At 67.7% G+C, this 17,970-nt stretch carries 16 protein-coding genes and 3 pseudogenes; 12 read left to right on the top strand and 7 right to left on the bottom strand.

Annotated features, from left to right (window positions below; translation table 11 throughout):
- Positions 1–10: 10 nt before the first annotated feature.
- Positions 11–874, bottom strand: a complete 864-nt coding sequence (locus B9D87_RS07520) for an ABC transporter permease (protein ID WP_007770828.1) — start codon at positions 872–874, stop codon at positions 11–13.
- Between the two features lies 1 nt (position 875).
- On the bottom strand, positions 876–1,718 hold the full coding sequence (locus B9D87_RS07515; RefSeq protein WP_007770829.1) for an MlaE family ABC transporter permease: 843 nt from the start codon (positions 1,716–1,718) through the stop codon (positions 876–878).
- A 305-nt stretch (positions 1,719–2,023) separates the two neighbouring features.
- On the opposite strand from B9D87_RS07515, the pseudogene B9D87_RS07510 reads away from it, so the two are divergent.
- From B9D87_RS07510 to B9D87_RS07490, 5 genes and pseudogenes are all read left to right on the top strand, one after another.
- A pseudogene (locus tag B9D87_RS07510) lies at positions 2,024–2,652 on the top strand (TetR family transcriptional regulator).
- A 26-nt stretch (positions 2,653–2,678) separates the two neighbouring features.
- Positions 2,679–2,960 (top strand): phosphoribosyl-ATP diphosphatase, encoded by a 282-nt coding sequence (locus tag B9D87_RS07505; RefSeq protein WP_040629795.1) that lies wholly within the window; start codon positions 2,679–2,681, stop codon positions 2,958–2,960.
- Between the two features lie 2 nt (positions 2,961–2,962).
- Positions 2,963–3,817: an ATP phosphoribosyltransferase gene (gene hisG, locus B9D87_RS07500; protein WP_007770832.1), complete on the top strand. Its 855-nt coding sequence runs from the start codon at positions 2,963–2,965 to the stop codon at positions 3,815–3,817.
- Between the two features lie 117 nt (positions 3,818–3,934).
- A complete protein-coding gene (locus tag B9D87_RS07495) occupies positions 3,935–4,456 on the top strand; it encodes a membrane protein (RefSeq protein ID WP_040629796.1) in 522 nt (173 codons plus the stop codon).
- Positions 4,453–5,834, top strand: a pseudogene (locus tag B9D87_RS07490) (FAD-containing oxidoreductase). The gene B9D87_RS07495 and the pseudogene B9D87_RS07490 overlap by 4 nt, the downstream one beginning before the upstream one ends.
- 1 nt (position 5,835) lies before the next feature.
- Here the strand turns inward: B9D87_RS07490 and B9D87_RS07485 are convergent.
- Positions 5,836–6,744 (bottom strand): RecB family exonuclease, encoded by a 909-nt coding sequence (locus B9D87_RS07485; protein WP_007770837.1) that lies wholly within the window; start codon positions 6,742–6,744, stop codon positions 5,836–5,838.
- A gap of 74 nt (positions 6,745–6,818) precedes the next feature.
- On the opposite strand from B9D87_RS07485, the gene trmI reads away from it, so the two are divergent.
- Positions 6,819–7,664: a tRNA (adenine(58)-N(1))-methyltransferase TrmI gene (gene trmI / locus B9D87_RS07480; RefSeq protein ID WP_007770838.1), complete on the top strand. Its 846-nt coding sequence runs from the start codon at positions 6,819–6,821 to the stop codon at positions 7,662–7,664.
- A gap of 47 nt (positions 7,665–7,711) precedes the next feature.
- Here trmI and B9D87_RS07475 read toward each other — a convergent pair whose 3' ends face one another.
- Positions 7,712–8,011 carry a DUF503 domain-containing protein gene (locus B9D87_RS07475; RefSeq protein ID WP_007770839.1) on the bottom strand — a complete coding sequence of 100 codons (300 nt, stop codon included), beginning with the start codon at positions 8,009–8,011 and terminating at the stop codon, positions 7,712–7,714.
- A gap of 97 nt (positions 8,012–8,108) precedes the next feature.
- Positions 8,109–8,708: pseudogene (gene lppK / locus B9D87_RS27415) on the bottom strand (lipoprotein LppK); the annotation flags it as partial.
- 318 nt (positions 8,709–9,026) lie between these two features.
- Here lppK and arc point away from each other — a divergent pair.
- Positions 9,027–10,856 carry a proteasome ATPase gene (gene arc, locus B9D87_RS07465; protein WP_007770841.1) on the top strand — a complete coding sequence of 610 codons (1,830 nt, stop codon included), beginning with the start codon at positions 9,027–9,029 and terminating at the stop codon, positions 10,854–10,856.
- A 19-nt stretch (positions 10,857–10,875) separates the two neighbouring features.
- Here the strand turns inward: arc and B9D87_RS07460 are convergent, their stop codons facing one another.
- The gene (locus tag B9D87_RS07460) at positions 10,876–11,520 is read right to left on the bottom strand and encodes a hypothetical protein (protein WP_007770842.1); all 645 of its coding nucleotides are present in this window, start codon (positions 11,518–11,520) and stop codon (positions 10,876–10,878) included.
- 9 nt (positions 11,521–11,529) lie between these two features.
- On the bottom strand, positions 11,530–12,711 hold the full coding sequence (locus B9D87_RS07455; protein WP_007770844.1) for a hypothetical protein: 1,182 nt from the start codon (positions 12,709–12,711) through the stop codon (positions 11,530–11,532).
- A gap of 209 nt (positions 12,712–12,920) precedes the next feature.
- Here B9D87_RS07455 and dop point away from each other — a divergent pair, with 209 nt between their 5' ends.
- The 5 genes from dop to pafA all read left to right on the top strand — a co-directional run bounded on the left by dop (position 12,921) and on the right by pafA (position 17,958).
- A complete protein-coding gene (gene dop, locus B9D87_RS07450; protein WP_007770845.1) occupies positions 12,921–14,429 on the top strand; it encodes a pup deamidase/depupylase in 1,509 nt (502 codons plus the stop codon).
- A gap of 118 nt (positions 14,430–14,547) precedes the next feature.
- Positions 14,548–14,742: a ubiquitin-like protein Pup gene (locus B9D87_RS07445; protein WP_007770846.1), complete on the top strand. Its 195-nt coding sequence runs from the start codon at positions 14,548–14,550 to the stop codon at positions 14,740–14,742.
- Positions 14,739–15,629, top strand: a complete 891-nt coding sequence (gene prcB, locus B9D87_RS07440) for a proteasome subunit beta (protein ID WP_040629797.1) — start codon at positions 14,739–14,741, stop codon at positions 15,627–15,629. The genes B9D87_RS07445 and prcB overlap by 4 nt, the downstream gene beginning before the upstream one ends.
- Positions 15,626–16,390, top strand: a complete 765-nt coding sequence (gene prcA / locus B9D87_RS07435; RefSeq protein ID WP_007770848.1) for a proteasome subunit alpha — start codon at positions 15,626–15,628, stop codon at positions 16,388–16,390. Before prcB ends, prcA begins: the two co-directional genes overlap by 4 nt.
- 209 nt (positions 16,391–16,599) lie before the next feature.
- Positions 16,600–17,958 carry a Pup--protein ligase gene (gene pafA / locus B9D87_RS07430; RefSeq protein ID WP_007770849.1) on the top strand — a complete coding sequence of 453 codons (1,359 nt, stop codon included), beginning with the start codon at positions 16,600–16,602 and terminating at the stop codon, positions 17,956–17,958.
- Positions 17,959–17,970: the final 12 nt, after the last annotated feature.

Here is a 17,970-nt window from a genome sequence, read left to right as displayed (position 1 = left end):
TTCCACCGACCTACCCGCCGAACCTTGCGCCGGAGTCGACGCCCCACAGCGCCATGGTGAGCAGCATGTTCACGATGATCACGACGGTGATGCTGGCCCGCATGCCGTGCCCGGCGGCGACCCCGACGCCCTCCGGCCCGCCGCTCGCGTAATACCCGTAGTAGCACTGGATCGTCGATGCGATCCACACGAAGATGACGGCCTTGATCAACGAGTAGACGATGTCCTGACCCGCCAGCATCAGCGTGAAGTAGTGCAGGTACGAGCCGGTCGATCCGCCGCTACCGATGCCCACCACCACCTGCGTGCTCAGGTATCCGATCGCTAGGCAGGCGGCATACAGCGGGACGATCGCCACCACCGACGCGATCAGCCGGGTGGTCACCAGGTACGGGATCGGGCGGATGGCAATCGATTCCATCGCGTCGATCTCCTCGGCGATGCGCATGGATCCCAACTGCGCGGTGAAGCGGCAGCCGCCCTGCATGGCGAACGCGAGCGACGCCATCAGGGGAGCCAGCTCGCGGGTGTTCACCAACGACGACACGAACCCGGTGGCGGGCCCCAGGCCGAGCAGGTCCAGGAAGTTGTAGCCCTCGATGCCCACCAGGGCGCCGACGGTCATGCCGAGCACGACGGCCACGCCGGCGGTGCCCCCACCCACCACGATCGAGCCGTTGCCCCAGGTGATGTTCGACAGCAGCCGGAGGAACTCGGCGCTGTACTGGCGCAAGGCGAGTGGCACCGCGACCAGCGCCCGGACGAAGAAGACGAGCAGATGGCCCAGCCGGATGATCGGCACTTTGCCCCGCCGGTAAAGGCGGACGAGCGGCACCGAAATGGGTGCGAAAGGCTGATAAGCCGAGGCCGTCACGTTACAGCCCCGTCCTGGGCGACAACATGATGTAGAGCTGGCTGATGGCGACGTTGACGATCATCAACAGCAGGATCGCTTCGACGACAGCGGCATTCACGGAGTTCGCGACGCCGGTCGGTCCGCCCTTGGTGGACAAGCCTTTCTGGCTCGACACGATGGCCACGATGGCGCCGAACACGATGGCCTTGATCAGCGCCAGGATCATGTCGCCGGTGGTCGCGAACGACGCGAAGGTCGACACGAAGCTGCCGGGCGCCCCGTTCTGGAAGTAGACGTTGAACATGTAGCTGGCGAAGAATCCGGCGAAGCACACGACGCCGGTGAGGGCCACGCCGATCATCACCGCGGCGGCAAAGCGGGGGACGACCAAGCGGCGGATCACCGAGACGCCCATCACCTCCATCGCGTCGGTCTCTTCGCGCATCGTGCGCGAACCCAGGTCTGCGGTGATGGCCGACCCGACCGCCGATGCCATCAGGACCGCGGCCACCAGCGACGCCCCCTGCCGGATGACCGCCAGCCCGCTGGCCGCCCCGGCCAGCGACGTGGCGCCGACCTGGCCGGCCAGCAACGCGAACTGGATGGACAAAGTGACGCTGATCGGCAGCGACACCAGGATCGTCGGCAGCACGGCGGTGCCGGCCATGAACGCGCCCTGGCGGACGAATTCCTGCCACTGGAAGCGCCCGGTCGCCAGGTCGTAGAAGAAGTATTGAGCGGTTCGCACACCCAGGACGAACTGCTCGCCTACCGTCGTCAGCGAGGCGACCGGGTGACGCCTGACGTACCCGACGGACCAGTTCCGGATGGCGGTGACGCCATCGAGCTCGGTCGTCGTCATAGCGGCGTGACCTGCCGTCCGTCTAGCAAATCCATGGCACAGGTCATCGCGTACCAGCTACCGCGTTCATCGGCCCTCTTCCCACCCCTCAACGCTGAGTGCCGAGCGGAGGACATCGAGCGGGCGTCTGACACTATTCTTATTAAAATAGTGTCAACAAGCGCGAGAACTCCGCAGCTCATCGGTGTGCGCTGCATCACACTAGCCTACTTGATAGCGACTTTCAATAGTGTAGAGTCACTCATCTGAGTTCGTCGCTGGACGACGCCGCGGGGTTTCAATGTCGGATTGACGAAGGTGATGGCATGCCCTCAGCAAATATATCGTTGCGGGACCGACGGCGTGCTGAGCTGCTTTCCCAGATCCAGCGGACCGCGCACCGGCTGTTCGCCGAACGCGGCTTCGAGGCGGTGACCACCGAGGACATCGCCGCGGCCGCCGGTGTTTCCATCAGCACGTATTTCCGGTACGCCCCGCCAAGGAGGGCCTGCTGGTCGATCCCGCCCGGGAGGCGGCCGCCGAGATCGTGGGTTCCTACAGCACCAGGCCGCCGTACGAGTCTGCGGCCGAAGCGTTGATCCAACTGTTCGTCACGCATGCGAGGGAGGTCGGTGCGGCAGGCAACTTCGATACCTGGGGTCACGCCGTCGCGACCGCCCCCCACCTCCTGCGGAAGTCCGTGATGATGAGCGAAACCGATCACCGCAACCTGATCCAGCACGTTGCGGAGCGGATGAATGTCAATGCAGCACTTGACATTCGGCCGGCCCTGCTGGTGCACACCAGTTTGGCCACCGTCCAATTCGTCCTCAGCGAGTGGTTGACCTCGGAGACGGCCCAGGGCTCACCGTTTCATGTCCGGTTGGAGGAAGCGCTGCGCATCACGCTCGCCGGTTTCGGCGGGGGAAGCGGCGCAGAACCCGGCCGCGGCTAAACCGCCGTGACTTTGCTCGCCGCCGCGTGAAACAATCGCTGGCCGTGAAGACCTTCGAGGATCTGTTCGCCGAACTGGGCGAGCGTGCCCGTACCCGGCCGGCCGGCAGCGCGACGGTCGCCGCGCTCGACGGCGGCGTCCACGGGCTGGGTAAGAAGATCCTCGAGGAGGCCGGCGAAGTGTGGCTGGCCGCCGAACACGAATCCGACGACGCGCTGGCCGGGGAGATCAGCCAGTTGCTCTACTGGACGCAGGTGCTGATGGTGGCGCGCGGGCTGACCCTCGCCGACGTGTATCGGAAGTTATGACCATGCTGCGGGTTGCGGTTCCCAACAAGGGCACGCTGAGCGAGCCGGCCAGCGAGATCCTCGCCGAGGCCGGCTACCGGCGCCGCACCGATTCCAAAGACCTGACCGTCATCGACCCGGCCAACCAGGTCGAGTTCTTCTTCCTGCGGCCCAAAGACATTGCCATCTATGTGGGTTCGGGCGAACTGGATTTCGGCATCACCGGACGGGACCTGGTGGGTGATTCGGACGCACCGGTGCGCGAACGGCTGGCGCTGGGGTTCGGCTCGTCGAGCTTCCGCTACGCCGGACCGGCCGGGCGCGACTGGAAGATCGCCGATCTGGCCGGCAAGCGGATTGCCACCGCGTACCCCAATCTGGTGCGAAAAGACTTGTCCGGACGCGGTATTGAGGCAACCGTGATCAGGCTCGACGGCGCGGTGGAGATCTCGATACAACTCGGCGTCGCCGACGCCATCGCGGACGTGGTGGGTTCCGGGCGCACCCTGAGCCTGCACGACCTGGTGGCCTTCGGCGAACCGCTGTGCGATTCGGAAGCGGTGCTGATCGAGAGCGACCACGGCAGCAAGTCCGGGACCCAGGCGGCGCGCGATCAACTGGTGGCGCGGATCCAGGGCGTGGTGTTCGGCCAGCAATATCTGATGCTCGACTACGACTGCCCCCGCTCGGTGCTGGACAAGGCCACGGCGATCACGCCGGGGCTGGAGTCGCCCACCATCGCGCCACTCGCCGACCCGGACTGGGTGGCCATCCGCGCGCTGGTGCCGCGTCGCGGCGTCAACGAGATCATGGACGAGCTGGCCGCCATCGGCGCCAAGGCGATCCTGGCGTCCGACATCAGGTTCTGCCGGTTCTGATTGGGCACGGTGCAAAACCCGCGGCTGTGTTAGCGTCCGCCACGGGGGACTGCCCGGGTTGGCGTGTGGGCCGTCCCTGCATCGGTCGCCGGCGTACGTCTCCCAGGAGGGTCTTCCGTGACACACGCACTTCTTGTCCTGCTGGCTCTACTGATTGGTGTGGTGGCCGGGCTGCGGTCGCTGACCGCGCCCGCCGTGGTCGCCTGGGCCGCCTATCCCGCGGTCCTTGGCTGGATCGATCTGCACGGCACGTGGGCGGGCTGGATGGCCAGCATCATCGCGGTGATCGTCTTCACCGTCCTCGCCGTGGGCGAACTGATCAACGACAAGCTGCCCAAGACGCCGGCCCGCACCGCGCCGCCGATCTTCGCGGCGCGCATCGTCATGGGCGGGCTGGCGGGCGCGGCCCTGGGCGCGTGGCCGCACTGGACGTTCACCGCGCTCGGCGCCGGCGTCATCGGTGCGGTGCTGGGCACCCTCGGCGGCTACCACGCGCGCAGACGGCTGGTCGCCGCGACCGGCGGCAGGGACCTGCCGATCGCCTTGCTGGAGGACGCCGTCGCGATCCTGGGCGGGTTCGCCATCCTCGCGGCGACGGGTCACGTCTTGACCGAGTACCTGCTGACGGCGGTTAAGTGACAGAACATTTCGATGCGATCATCGTCGGGGCCGGGCAGGCCGGCCCGCCGCTGGCAGGCCGGCTGACCGCGGCCGGGCAGCGCGTCGCGGTGGTGGAGCGCAAGCTGATCGGCGGAACCTGCGTCAACAACGGATGCATCCCGACCAAGACGCTGGTGGCTTCCGCGCACGCCGCGCACCTGGCGCGCCGGGGCACCGAATACGGCGTCGCGACCGGGCCGGTGAGCGTCGACATGGCGAAGGTCAAGGCCCGCAAGGACGAGATCATGCTCGGCGACCGCAAGGGCGTCGAGGATTGGCTCGAGGGCATGAACGGCTGCACCGTGTTTCGCGGTCACGCGGTCTTCGCCGATCCGCACACGCTGCGGGTCGGCGACGATGTGCTGCGCGCCGACCGCATCTTCCTCAACGTCGGTGGGCGCGCGGTGGTGCCCGACATCCCGGGCCTGCCCGACGTCGACTTCCTCACCAACGTCTCGATTTTGGAACTCGACACCGTGCCAACGCATCTCGTCATCGTCGGGGGCGGCTACATCGCGCTGGAGTTCGCGCAGATGTACCGGCGGTTCGGGGCCCGGGTGACCGTCGTCGAACGGGGGCCGCGGCTGGCGTCGCGCGAAGACGAGGACGTCTCGGCCACCATCGAAGACATCCTGCGGGCCGAAGACATCGACGTCATCGTCGGCGCCGATGATGTGCGAATAGTCAAGACCGGCAACGGGTTCGAGCTGACCCCTCGGCAGGGCACCGCCCCCGTCGGGGGAGCCATCTGCTGCTGGCGGTGGGGCGACGACCCAATACCGACGACCTCGGCCTGGAAGCGGCCGGGGTGCAGACCGGCCCCGGGGGCTACATCGTGGTCGACGACCAACTCAAGACCAGCGTCGATCACATCTGGGCGATGGGCGACTGCAACGGCAAGGGCGCGTTCACCCATACCTCGTACAACGACTTCGAGATCGTCGCCGCGAATCTGCTGGACACAGATTCTGGCGAGCCGCCACGGCTCGTCAGCGACCGGATCACCACCTACGCGCTCTACATCGATCCGCCGCTGGGGCGGGCCGGGATGACCGCCGATCAGGTGCGCGCGTCGGGCCGTAAGGCGCTGGTCGGCAAGCGGCCGATGACCCGGGTGGGCCGCGCGGTGGAAAAGGGTGAGACGCAAGGCTTCATGAAGGTCGTCGTTGACGCCGACACCAAGGAGATCCTGGGGGCCGCCGTCTTCGGGGTCGGCGGCGACGAGGCGATCCACGGCATCCTGGACGTCATGTCGGCCAAGGCGCCCTACACCACGCTGTCGCGGACCATGCACATCCATCCCACGGTCAGCGAGCTGATTCCGACGGTGCTGCAGGAGCTTTCGCCGCTCGACTAGCTTAGGCGGCCGGCTCGGTGGTATGCGAATCAGCCTGCGCCGCAAGGGATTCCGGCCACCCCGGATAGGGCGGCGGTGTTCCGCCGAACAACGGGCAGTGCTGCTGGTGGGGACACCAGTCGCACAGCCGCGACTGGGTGGGACGGAAATCGCCCGTCCGCCCGGCGAGTTGGATGGCCCGCCAGATCGCCATCAGCGTCTTCTCGAACCGCAGCAGCTCGTCGTGATCGGGCGTGTAGTCGAGCACCTGGCCGTCGGCCAGGTAGATGAGCCGCAGCCGGGTGGGCTGCACGCCGCGCGATCGCAACAGTGCCACCGCGTAGAACTTCATCTGGAACATGGCCTTGAACTCGGCCAGCGCCCGCGCGGCCGGCGGCGCCTTGCCGGTCTTGTAGTCGACGACCCGAAGCTCGCCGGTGGCCGCGACGTCGATGCGGTCGATGAAGCCCCGCAGCAGGGTGCCGTCGGCGAGCTCGACCTCCACCCGCTGCTCACAACACTCGGGGTTGAACCCGGTTGGGTCCTCGAGCCGGTAATACCCGGCGAGCAACGCCTGCGCCTCGGCGAGCAGCTGCGTGCGCTGCACGGGATCCACGTCGGCGGTCATCTCGGGTGTCGCGGCGATGATCTGGTCCCACGCGGGCTCCACCAGGGACATGGCGGTGTCGGGGCCGCGCTGTTCGGCGGGCAGGTCGTAGAGCTGTTGCAGGGTGGCATGGACCAGCGATCCGCGCAGTTGCGCGGCCGACGGCGCCTCGGGCAGCCGATCGATGGCCCGGAACCGGTACAGCAGCGGACATTGCTTGAAGTCCGCGGCCCGCGACGGTGACAGGGCCGGGCGGTACACCTGCCCCGCCGGGCGCTCATCAACCTGGGGGGCCGACTGGGGCGCCTCCGGCTGGACGATCATGTCGGCAGCCTAGGACTGGGCGCCGACAACCCCCAAACACCTGCGGCGGCGAGTCGGCTGGCACGCTAGACCGCGTGTCAGTAACCGGCCCGTTCACCGAGGGCGAGCGCGTCCAGCTCACCGATGCCAAGGGTCGGCATTACACGGTCGTCCTCACGCCGGGCGCCGAGTTTCACACGCATCGCGGGGCGATTCCGCACGACGCGCTGATCGGGCTCGAGCAGGGCAGCGTGATCAAGTCCAGCAACAACGCCGTGTACCTGGTGATGCGGCCCCTGCTGATCGACTACGTCATGTCGATGCCGCGCGGGCCCCAGGTGATCTATCCGAAGGACGCCGCCCAGATCGTGCACGAGGGCGACATCTTCCCGGGCGCGCGGGTGTTGGAGGCCGGTGCCGGCTCCGGCGCGCTGACCTGTTCGCTGCTGCGCGCGGTCGGGCCCGAGGGCCGGGTGACCTCCTATGAGCAGCGCGCCGACCACGCCGAGCACGCCGAACGCAACGTCTCGGTGTTTCACGGCGGCCAGGCACCCGACAACTGGCAGCTCATCATCGGCGACATCGCCGACTCCGAGCTGCCGGACGGATCCTTCGACCGCGCGGTACTCGACATGCTCGCGCCGTGGGAGGTGCTGGAGTCGGTCGCGCGACTGCTGATCCCCGGCGGCGTGCTGATCATCTACGTGGCCACCGTCACCCAGCTGTCGCGCGCGGTGGAGGCCCTGCGGGCGCAGCAGTGCTGGACCGAGCCACGCTCCTGGGAGACGCTGCAGCGCGGCTGGAACGTCGTCGGTCTCGCGGTCCGGCCGCAGCATTCGATGCGCGGACACACCGCCTTCCTGATCTTCACGCGACGGCTCGCGCCCGGCGTCGTCGCGCCGGTGCCGTTGGGCCGCAAGCGCGAAGGCCGCGACGGCTAGCGATCGCAACGCGGTCGTCGCCGGGCGCAGCGGGTCGCCACCACCGGCTACGCGAGATCCTCGCTGCGCACCAGGGACCGTCGCACCGACAGCAGCTCGAACTCGGGATGCGCGGCCACCAGCCGCTCGGCCGCGTCCAGGACGTCGACGGCGTGACCGCGGTCGCCGGACACCGTGGCGACGCCGATGCCGGCCCGCCGATACAGCTCATGCGAACCCGTCTCGGCCGCCGACACGCTGAACTTGCGCTGCAACTCGGCGACGACCGGACGAATGACCGACCGCTTCTGTTTCAGCGACCGCACGTCGCCGAGCAACACGTCGAACTCGAGCCAGCCGATCCACATGCCGCGGATCAACCCGGCGGGTTTTGCTGCTCGGGGGCGGGCTCCGGAGCGGGAGCGGGTTCGGGGCCGGCGCGGGCGGCGGCGGTGGTGCGGGTGGGGGAGCCGCGGGTGGCGGGCTGGGTTCGGGTGGGGGCGGCGGAGGTGGCGGAGCCGGGGGTGGTGCCGGTGGCTCCGAGGTCGGAGTCGTCGGCGACTTCCCCAGGGCCAGCAGCATTTCGGCGGTGTGCCGGGAGAGTTGCCAACCGCCCTGGAAGGGAGCGAACTCCATCGGGAAGGTGAAGTTGGGGTTGTTGGCCTGGGCGGTGTGCACGGCGACGGTGGTTTTCACGTTCGACGGGTTCTTGTCCGACCACGCGATGTCGTTCGCGTTGAAAGTCATGGGCAGGTAGCCGTTGTCGCGCAAGGCATTGGTGAACTTGTCCAAGCTGGCCGCGCTCTCCGGCGTCGCGCCTTCCACCAGACTCACCTTGCTGGCGCCCGGAACGTTCGGGTCGGCGAGCCGGGCGAGCACGTCGGTGAGCGCCTCGGGGGGCGGCAGGGGAGTCGTGGGCGGCGCAGCAATCTGACTCGACGGGACCGGCGGCAGCGAAGAGACGGCCGACGAATCGCTCCTCGGGTGCGGCGAGGAACACGCCGCGAGCCCAACCGCCGCCGCGGCGGTGGCGGCGCTCAGCGCTACTAACAGTGGCCGGTGCATCCAGTCGGTCGGCCGGCTAGGCGGCTCTGGCCGCTTCGCGGAGGAAGGGTGTCGCTAAGGTCGGGCCGATGGGTGCAACGGAAGCCACACCGCCGGTGGGGGCTACGACGGCGACGCGAGCCGAGCCTGTGGCGAGGCTTTTTGCGGTCACTCCGGCACCTCCCAAGGCCCTTTCGATCATCACGATTAGTGGCCGAGATTACCAGCGTGACGAAAATCTTAACTTTTCGTGGGTATTTGACTACACACATCAATCGGCGATCGCCGGTAGCTTTGAAGTATCCGCCGCGCCAATTCGGTGTGGGAAAGGAGCGCAACATGGGTAGCTCAGAGCGTTCTGAAGCTTTCGGAAACCCCCACGAACCAGACATGTCCAGCGGCGACGAGGCCGAGTTGGAGCAACTACGTCGCGAGGCGGCGATGTTGCGCGAGCAACTCGAGCACGCCGCCGGCTCGCATGGTGGCGCCCGCTCCACGCGCGACGTGCATCAGCTGGAGGCGCGCATCGACTCCCTTGCGTCGCGGAACTCCAAGTTGATGGAGACCCTCAAAGAGGCCCGCCAGCAACTGCTGGCGCTGCGTGAGGAAGTCGATCGGCTGGGGCAGCCGCCGAGCGGTTACGGCGTCCTGCTCGCCACCCACGACGACGACACCGTCGACGTGTTCACCTCCGGTCGCAAGATGCGGCTGACCTGCTCGCCGAACATCGAAGTCCCGTTGCTGCGCAAGGGGCAGACGGTCCGCCTCAACGAGGCCCTCACCGTCGTCGAGGCCGGCACGTACGAATCGGTCGGCGAGATTTCCACCTTGCGTGAACTCCTGGCCGACGGGCACCGCGCCCTCGTGGTCGGGCACGCCGACGAGGAACGCATCGTGTGGCTGGCCGAGCCGCTGGTGGCCGAGGACCTGCCCGAAGGCCACCCCGACGCCCTCAACGACGACACCCGCCCGCGGAGGCTGCGCCCAGGTGACTCGCTGCTGGTCGACACCAAGGCCGGGTACGCCTTCGAGCGCATCCCCAAGGCCGAGGTCGAGGATCTGGTGCTGGAAGAGGTGCCCGATGTCAGCTACCTGGACATCGGCGGCCTGACCCGCCAGATCGAGCAGATCCGCGACGCCGTCGAGCTGCCGTTCCTGCACAAGGAGCTCTACCGCGAGTACGCGCTGCGCCCGCCCAAGGGTGTGCTGCTCTACGGCCCGCCCGGTTGCGGCAAGACGCTGATCGCGAAGGCGGTCGCGAACTCGTTGGCCAAGAAGATGGCCGAGGTCCGCGGGGACGATGCCCGCGAAGCCAAGTCCTACTTCTTGAACATCAAGGGTCCCGAGCTGCTCAACAAGTTCGTCGGCGAGACCGAGCGACACATCCGGCTGATCTTCCAGCGCGCCCGTGAAAAGGCGTCGGAGGGCACACCGGTGATCGTGTTCTTCGACGAGATGGACTCCATCTTCCGCACCCGTGGCACCGGCGTGTCCTCGGACGTCGAGACGACCGTGGTGCCGCAGCTGCTCAGCGAGATCGACGGTGTGGAGGGGCTGGAGAACGTCATCGTGATCGGCGCCTCCAACCGTGAGGACATGATCGACCCCGCCATCCTGCGCCCCGGACGCCTCGACGTGAAGATCAAGATCGAGCGCCCGGATGCCGAAGCGGCGCAAGACATCTTCTCGAAGTACCTCACCGAGTCGCTGCCGGTGCACGCCGACGACCTGGCCGAGTTCGACGGCGACCGGTCGGCCTGCATCAAGGCGATGATCGAAAAGGTCGTCGACCGGATGTACGCCGAGATCGACGACAACCGGTTCCTGGAGGTCACCTACGCCAACGGTGACAAGGAAGTCATGTACTTCAAGGACTTCAACTCCGGGGCGATGATCCAGAACGTCGTCGACCGCGCGAAGAAGAACGCGATCAAGTCGGTGCTGGAGACCGGTCAGCCCGGTCTGCGCATCCAGCACCTGCTGGACTCGATCGTCGACGAGTTCGCCGAGAACGAGGACCTGCCCAACACCACCAACCCCGATGACTGGGCGCGGATTTCGGGCAAGAAGGGCGAGCGGATCGTTTACATCCGCACCCTGGTCACCGGCAAGAGCTCGAGCGCATCGCGCGCCATCGACACCGAATCCAACCTGGGTCAGTACCTGTAGGGCTCGTTATCGCCCGCGGTCAGTCGGCCACCAGCGAATAGCTGTTGGTCAGGTTGTCCTGCAGCACCTGCGCCGGCCGCTGCGTGGTGTCCACGCGTAATTCGTCGGTGAGCACGCGCGGTTGGTAGGCCCACCCCGCCGGCAGGTCGAGACGATCGGCAAGGCCCGGCAGGTCGGCGCGCGACAGGGTGGCGTCGGCGACCTGGCTCCAGGTCTGCATGATCCAGTGCCGGCTCTGGGGATCGATGAGCTCGTACACCTCCTGGCCGGCGTTGAAGACGAACACCGTGTGGCGGTTGACCGTGTTGGGGATGTAGGGCGCCGGGTTCATCGACGACAGCAGGACGGTCGCCTGCTGGATCATCTCGATCCCGCCAAAGGATTTCGTGATCTGCGGCCCCCGGGCTTCCTTTTCGATGGCGTTCATCAGCCAATACCGGGGACCGTTGAGCAGGGCGGCGGCCGCCCCGTGTTCGGTGGCGATGGCGTGCGCGTCCAGCGCCGACCACAGCTCTTGAGGGCAGTCGTTGAGCGGGAAGCTGTTGTACACCGTTGCCTGCGGGCCCGCCTCTCCCGGTGTTACCAGGAGTACCTCGCCGTAGCGCTTCCCGGACAGGTCGAGTGCGTGCTTACCGACGGCATGGTCGGATTCGGGGGCGGACACAGGGTGAAATTAGTCACTGGTGTCGGCGCCGTCAACACGACGGACGGCGGCCCCCGCGGCGCCGTGGTAGCGATTGCGCGCCGCCAAAGTCGTGTCCAGGTCGTCGATCAGCGGGTCGAGGAACGTGGACCGGTATTCGGCATCGCCGGCCGCGCGGGCGCTGAGGTACATGAACGTGAGCGCGCCGAGGAACAGCGTCATGTGGATCAGTGAGTCGGGTACCGGCAGCGTGAACCCGAGCACCGTCGCGCTGCTCTTGAAGGTATGGGTCCACTCGTTGAGCAGTTCCGGGCTGAGCACGATGAGCCCCAGAACCAAATAGATCGCGGCGGTCACCACCGCCACCACGATGATCTGCGCCAGCTGCGAAACGACCAGGACGAAAACGACATTGAGGCGCTCCGACTTCGTCAGCGGCGCGCCGCCGGTGGCGCCGGGCAGCGTGGCGAACGGTGTGCCCGCGAGCTTTTCGGGTTCGTCGTGCGGCACGGTCGCCGATTGCAGCATCGGCCTGACGCGCTCGCGCGTGGCCGAGCTGACGAACGCCGCGGCGATGGTCACCAGGAACGCCATGGCCAGCGCCAGCCGGTTGCCGCTGATGGTCGCTGCCATCAACCAGACGTAGGTATTGAAGAACACCAACGCGGTCAGCAGCACGACCGGCAAGGCCCGAACGGCCAAGGCGCCCACGGTCGCAAGGTGCGACAGCATCATGCGTACGGCCCAGCCCACGACCGATCCGATGCCGCTGCCGGTCAGGATCAGGACGGCGGCAACGACGACGGCCTCCTGCACGACGTCGCCCATCACGATTCCACTGCACGCCACCGCCAGCGCCGCCGTCGTCGCTGTCGCGGTGCGTGTCGCGCGGCTTCGCGATCGCGAGGCCAGCCAGCCGACGACGGCCATCAACGGCAGCGCCAGCGCGAGCAGGGCCAGCACGACCAATTCCGAGGTTGTCGGTTCGCCGCTGATCTCGACGTCGTGGCCGCCGGTGATCAGATAGACCGCCAGGATGCAGGCCTGCAGCGCCGCGTACGCGGCAAGAATGGGCGCCGACCGCGTCCAGAGGCGCCGCCATCGCGCGCGCCGGGTGAGTACGGACGGCAAACCGCGCTCCAAAAACCAGCTTTCGGCCGCCGCGCTCGGCTCGGCGCGGCGGCTTGGAGCGCGGCCGCGAAGTAGCTCCATGCCGGCTCACCCTACGGCCGGCACGTCGCCCATGCTGCCCTTATCGGACGGGTTGCCGGGCCGGCGTTTTCCCGAGACCGGAGAGCCCGCGCAACGGCTTTCCCGCGCCCCGCCGCGCGGGCCGCTTCGTCACCCGGCTCGACGTGATTGGCCGGCTTCTCCGCGCCCCGCCGCGCGGGCCGCTTCGTCACCCGGCCTACGCTTAGGCCATGCAACGAATCATCGGGACGGAGGTCGAATACGGCATTTCATCGCCATCGGACCCGACGGCCAACCCGATCCTCACGTCGACGCAGGCGGTTTTGGCTTATGCGGCCGCGGCGGGCATCCAGCGCGCCAAGCGCACCCGCTGGGACTACGAGGTGGAATCGCCGTTGCGGGACGCCCGCGGCTTCGACCTGAGCCGCTCGGCCGGCCCGCCCCCGGTGGTCGATGCCGACGAGGTCGGCGCGGCGAACATGATCTTGACCAACGGCGCGCGACTCTACGTCGACCACGCGCACCCCGAATACTCCGCGCCCGAGTGCACGGACCCGCTCGACGCGGTGATCTGGGACAAAGCCGGCGAGCGCGTGATGGAGGCCGCCGCGCGCCACGTCGCCAGCGTGCCCGGGGCCGCGAAACTGCAGCTCTACAAGAACAACGTCGACGGCAAGGGCGCCTCGTACGGGTCGCACGAGAACTACCTGATGTCGCGGCAGACGCCGTTTTCGGCGATCATCGCCGGGCTGACCCCCTTTCTGGTCTCCCGGCAGGTGGTCACCGGTTCCGGCCGCGTCGGCATCGGGCCCTCCGGTGACGAGCCCGGCTTTCAGCTGTCCCAGCGCTCGGACTACATCGAGGTCGAGGTCGGCCTGGAGACCACGCTCAAGCGCGGCATCATCAACACCCGCGACGAACCACACGCCGACGCCGACCGCTACCGGCGGCTGCACGTCATCATCGGCGACGCCAACCTCGCCGAGACGTCCACGTATCTGAAGTTGGGCACCACCGCGCTGGTGCTCGACCTGATCGAAGAGGGCCCGGCGCACGGCATCGACCTGAGCGACCTGGCGCTGGCGCGGCCGGTGCATGCGGTCCACGCGATCAGCCGCGATCCGTCGCTGCGCACCGCCGTGGCCCTGGCCGACGGTCGCGAGCTGACCGCGCTTGCGCTGCAACGGGTTTACCTCGACCGGGTGGCCAAACTGGTCGACAGCCGGGACCCCGACCCGCGCGCGTCCGACATCGTCGAAACCTGGGCGCACGTGCTCGACCAGCTCGAGCGCGACCCGATGGAATGTGCGGAAATCCTGGACTGGCCGGCCAAGCTGCGCCTGCTCGAAGGGTTCCGGCAGCGCGAAAACCTGAGCTGGTCGGCGCCGCGGCTGCACCTGGTGGACCTGCAATATTCCGACGTGCGGCTGGACAAGGGCCTGTACAACCGGCTGGTGGCGCGCGGCTCGATGAAGCGCCTGGTGAGCGAGCACCAGGTGCTCGAGGCGGTGGACAAGCCGCCGACGGACACCCGCGCGTACTTCCGCGGCGAATGCCTGCGCAGGTTCGGCGCCGACATCGCCGCGGCGAGCTGGGACTCGGTGATTTTCGATCTGGGTGGTGACTCGCTGGTCCGCATCCCGACGCTGGAGCCGCTGCGCGGCAGCAAGGCGCACGTCGGGGCGCTGCTGGACTCGGTGGACAGCGCCGCCGAACTGGTGGAACAACTCACCAGCTAGGTACCCGTTCACCGCGGGAACGTCGGGGTTGACCGGTAGGCTAGGAAAGACCAACGGGCAGTGTGGCTTGATCGGTGCATAAGCCATTCAAAGGGCCCACACAACGCAGGAGGCGGCGATGGCTCAGGAGCAGACCAAGCGTGGCGGTGGTGGCGACGACGAAGACGACGTCGCCAGCAGCACCGCCGCGGGCCAAGAGCGCCGGGAGAAGCTAGCCGAGGACACCGACGATCTGCTCGACGAGATCGACGACGTCCTCGAGGAGAACGCTGAGGACTTCGTTCGCGCGTATGTCCAAAAGGGCGGACAGTGACCTGGCCTTTCTCTAATCGCCTGTCCACCAATTCCGCACTTCCCGGCTCCGCATTCTCCAGAGACCCCGCTATAGACCTCTCGTCGTTTGCTGATCTGCTGCGACGCCAGGCTCCGGAATTGCTGCCGGCGAGCCTGTCCGGCACGCAATCGGATGCCGCCACCGGGCAACTGCCGCACGGCACCACGATCGTCGCGCTGAAATACCCCGGCGGCGTCGTGCTCGCCGGCGACCGGCGTTCGACGCAGGGCAACATGATCGCCGGGCGCGACGTCAAAAAGGTCTACATCACCGACGACTACACCGCCACCGGCATCGCCGGCACCGCCGCCATCGCCGTCGAGTTCGCCCGCCTCTATGCGGTGGAACTCGAGCATTACGAAAAGCTCGAAGGCGTGCCGCTCACGTTCGCCGGCAAGGTGAACCGGCTCGCGATCATGGTGCGCGGAAACCTGGCGGCCGCGATGCAGGGCCTGGTCGCGCTGCCGTTGCTGGTGGGCTACGACATCGATGCGGCCGATCCCGAAGGGGCGGGCCGCATCGTGTCTTTCGACGCCGCCGGCGGCTGGAACCTGGAAGAGGAGGGCTACCAGTCGGTGGGGTCGGGCTCGATCTTCGCCAAGTCGTCGATGAAGAAGTTGTACTCGCAGGTCACCGACGCCGACTCCGCGGTGCGGGTCGCGATCGAGGCGCTCTACGACGCGGCCGACGACGATTCCGCCACCGGCGGACCGGATCTGGTGCGCGGGATCTATCCCACCGCGGTCACCATCGGCGCCGAGGGCGCGCTGGAGGTGCCGGAGGCGCGCATCGCCGAACTGGCCCGCGAAGTGATCCAAAGCCGTTCGCGCGCTGATACTTTCGGCCCCGATGGTGGTGAGAAGTGAGCTTCCCGTATTTCATCTCGCCTGAGCAGGCGATGCGCGAGCGCAGCGAGCTCGCGCGCAAAGGCATCGCGCGGGGTAAGAGCGTGGTCGCCCTGGTCTACGCCGGCGGTGTGCTGTTCGTCGCGGAGAACCCGTCACGGTCGTTGCAGAAGATCAGCGAACTCTACGACCGCGTCGGCTTCGCGGCCGCAGGCAAGTTCAACGAATTCGACAACTTGCGCCGCGGCGGAATCCAATTCGCCGACACCCGCGGTTACGCCTACGACCGTCGCGACGTCACGGGACGCCAGCTGGCCAACGTCTACGCGCAGACGCTCGGCACCATCTTCACCGAGCAGGCCAAGCCCTACGAGGTGGAGTTGTGCGTCGCCGAGGTCGCGCATTACGGCGAGACCAAACCGCCTGAGCTGTACCGGATCACCTACGACGGGTCGATCGCGGACGAGCCGCATTTCGTGGTGATGGGTGGTACCACCGAACCCATCACGACGGCGCTCAAGGATTCGTATGCGGAGAACGCCGATCTGCGGCAGGCCACCCGCATCGCCGTGAAAGCGCTGCGGGCCGGCAGCGAGTCCTCGAACGGGGACGCCCTGGACGTGGGCAGCCTGGAAGTCGCCATCTTGGACGTCAACCGGCCGCGACGGGCCTTCCGGCGGATCAATCGCGCCACCCTGGAGAATTTGCTGCGAGAGCTGGATTCCGACGGCTCGGGGGGCGACGGCGAGCCGGCGGACTCTGACGGCGAGTCCTCGGACTAGACCCGACGGCGGCGCACCTTCGCCGGTTGCGTTGGGTCTGGTGGTGCGCGAGGTACAGGTGAGCTAGCGGCTGGCCCGGGGCGCCGATGCGCACCGGCGGGCGGTCCACCGTCACCCGCGCGGCCACCCTGGGCCGGCGACAAACTTCGTCGAACTGATACGCGCGGCTTGCTCACCGTCCCGGTCGGACAGCAAGTACCCTCGATTACGTGCAGCGACGAATCATGGGCATCGAGACCGAGTTCGGCGTGACGTGCACGTTCCATGGCCACCGCCGGCTCAGTCCGGATGAGGTCGCCCGCTACCTGTTTCGTCGCGTCGTGTCCTGGGGCCGCAGCTCCAACGTCTTCCTGCGGAACGGCGCGCGCCTGTATCTCGACGTGGGCAGTCACCCCGAGTACGCCACCGCCGAGTGCGACAGCCTGGTGCAGCTGGTCACCCACGACCGCGCCGGGGAGTGGGTGCTGGAGGACCTGCTCGTCGACGCCGAGCAGCGGCTCGCCGACGAGGGCATCGGCGGCGACATCTACCTGTTCAAGAACAACACCGACTCGGCGGGCAACTCGTACGGGTGCCACGAGAATTACTTGATCGTGCGGGCCGGCGAGTTCTCCCGGATCTCCGACGTGCTGCTGCCGTTTCTGGTCACCCGCCAGCTGATCTGCGGTGCAGGCAAGGTGCTGCAGACCCCCAAGGCCGCGACGTTCTGCCTTTCCCAACGCGCCGAGCACATCTGGGAGGGTGTCTCGTCGGCCACCACGCGCAGCCGGCCGATCATCAACACCCGCGACGAGCCGCACGCGGACGCCGAGAAGTACCGGCGCCTGCACGTGATCGTGGGCGACTCCAACATGTGCGAGACCACCACCATGCTCAAGGTGGGCACGGCCGCGCTGGTGCTGGAGATGATCGAAGCCGGCGTCCCCTTCCGCGACTTCTCGCTGGACAACCCCATCCGCGCCATCCGCGAGGTCAGCCACGACGTCACCGGCCGCCGGCCGGTGCGGCTGGCGGGCGGGCGTCAGGCCAGCGCGCTGGACATCCAGCGCGAGTACTACAGCCGGGCCGTCGAGCACCTGCAGACCCGGGAGCCCAACGCGCAGATCGAGCAGATCGTCGACCTGTGGGGCCGCCAGCTCGACGCGGTCGAGAGCCAGGACTTCGCCAAAGTCGACACCGAGATCGACTGGGTGATCAAGCGCAAGCTCTTCCAGCGCTACCAGGACCGCTACAACATGGAGCTGTCCGATCCGAAGATCGCCCAGCTGGACCTGGCGTACCACGACATCAAGCGCGGCCGCGGCGTCTTCGATCTGCTGCAGCGCAAGGGGCTGGCCGCGCGGGTCACCACCGACGAGGAGATCGCCGAGGCCGTCGACAACCCGCCGCAGACCACGCGGGCGCGGCTGCGCGGCGAGTTCATCAGCGCGGCCCAGGCCGCCGGCCGGGACTTCACCGTCGACTGGGTGCACCTCAAGCTCAACGACCAGGCCCAGCGCACCGTGTTGTGCAAGGACCCCTTCCGGGCGGTCGACGAGCGGGTCAAGCGCCTGATCGCGAGCATGTAGCCGCACGTCGGC

It is taken from the genome of Mycobacterium colombiense CECT 3035 (genome assembly GCF_002105755.1).
In the GTDB taxonomy this organism is placed as follows: domain Bacteria; phylum Actinomycetota; class Actinomycetes; order Mycobacteriales; family Mycobacteriaceae; genus Mycobacterium; species Mycobacterium colombiense.
This window is presented reverse-complemented; position numbering and strand designations above follow the sequence as displayed.

Coding starts and splice junctions, on each gene's coding strand:
- B9D87_RS07515 (WP_007770829.1), bottom strand. CDS start 1,718: ATGACGACGACCGAGCTCGATGGCGTCACCGCCATCCGGAACTGGTCC.
- hisG (WP_007770832.1), top strand. CDS start 2,963: ATGCTGCGGGTTGCGGTTCCCAACAAGGGCACGCTGAGCGAGCCGGCC.
- B9D87_RS07485 (WP_007770837.1), bottom strand. CDS start 6,744: ATGATCGTCCAGCCGGAGGCGCCCCAGTCGGCCCCCCAGGTTGATGAG.
- B9D87_RS07475 (WP_007770839.1), bottom strand. CDS start 8,011: ATGTGGATCGGCTGGCTCGAGTTCGACGTGTTGCTCGGCGACGTGCGG.
- arc (WP_007770841.1), top strand. CDS start 9,027: ATGGGTAGCTCAGAGCGTTCTGAAGCTTTCGGAAACCCCCACGAACCA.
- B9D87_RS07455 (WP_007770844.1), bottom strand. CDS start 12,711: ATGGAGCTACTTCGCGGCCGCGCTCCAAGCCGCCGCGCCGAGCCGAGC.
- dop (WP_007770845.1), top strand. CDS start 12,921: ATGCAACGAATCATCGGGACGGAGGTCGAATACGGCATTTCATCGCCA.
- B9D87_RS07445 (WP_007770846.1), top strand. CDS start 14,548: ATGGCTCAGGAGCAGACCAAGCGTGGCGGTGGTGGCGACGACGAAGAC.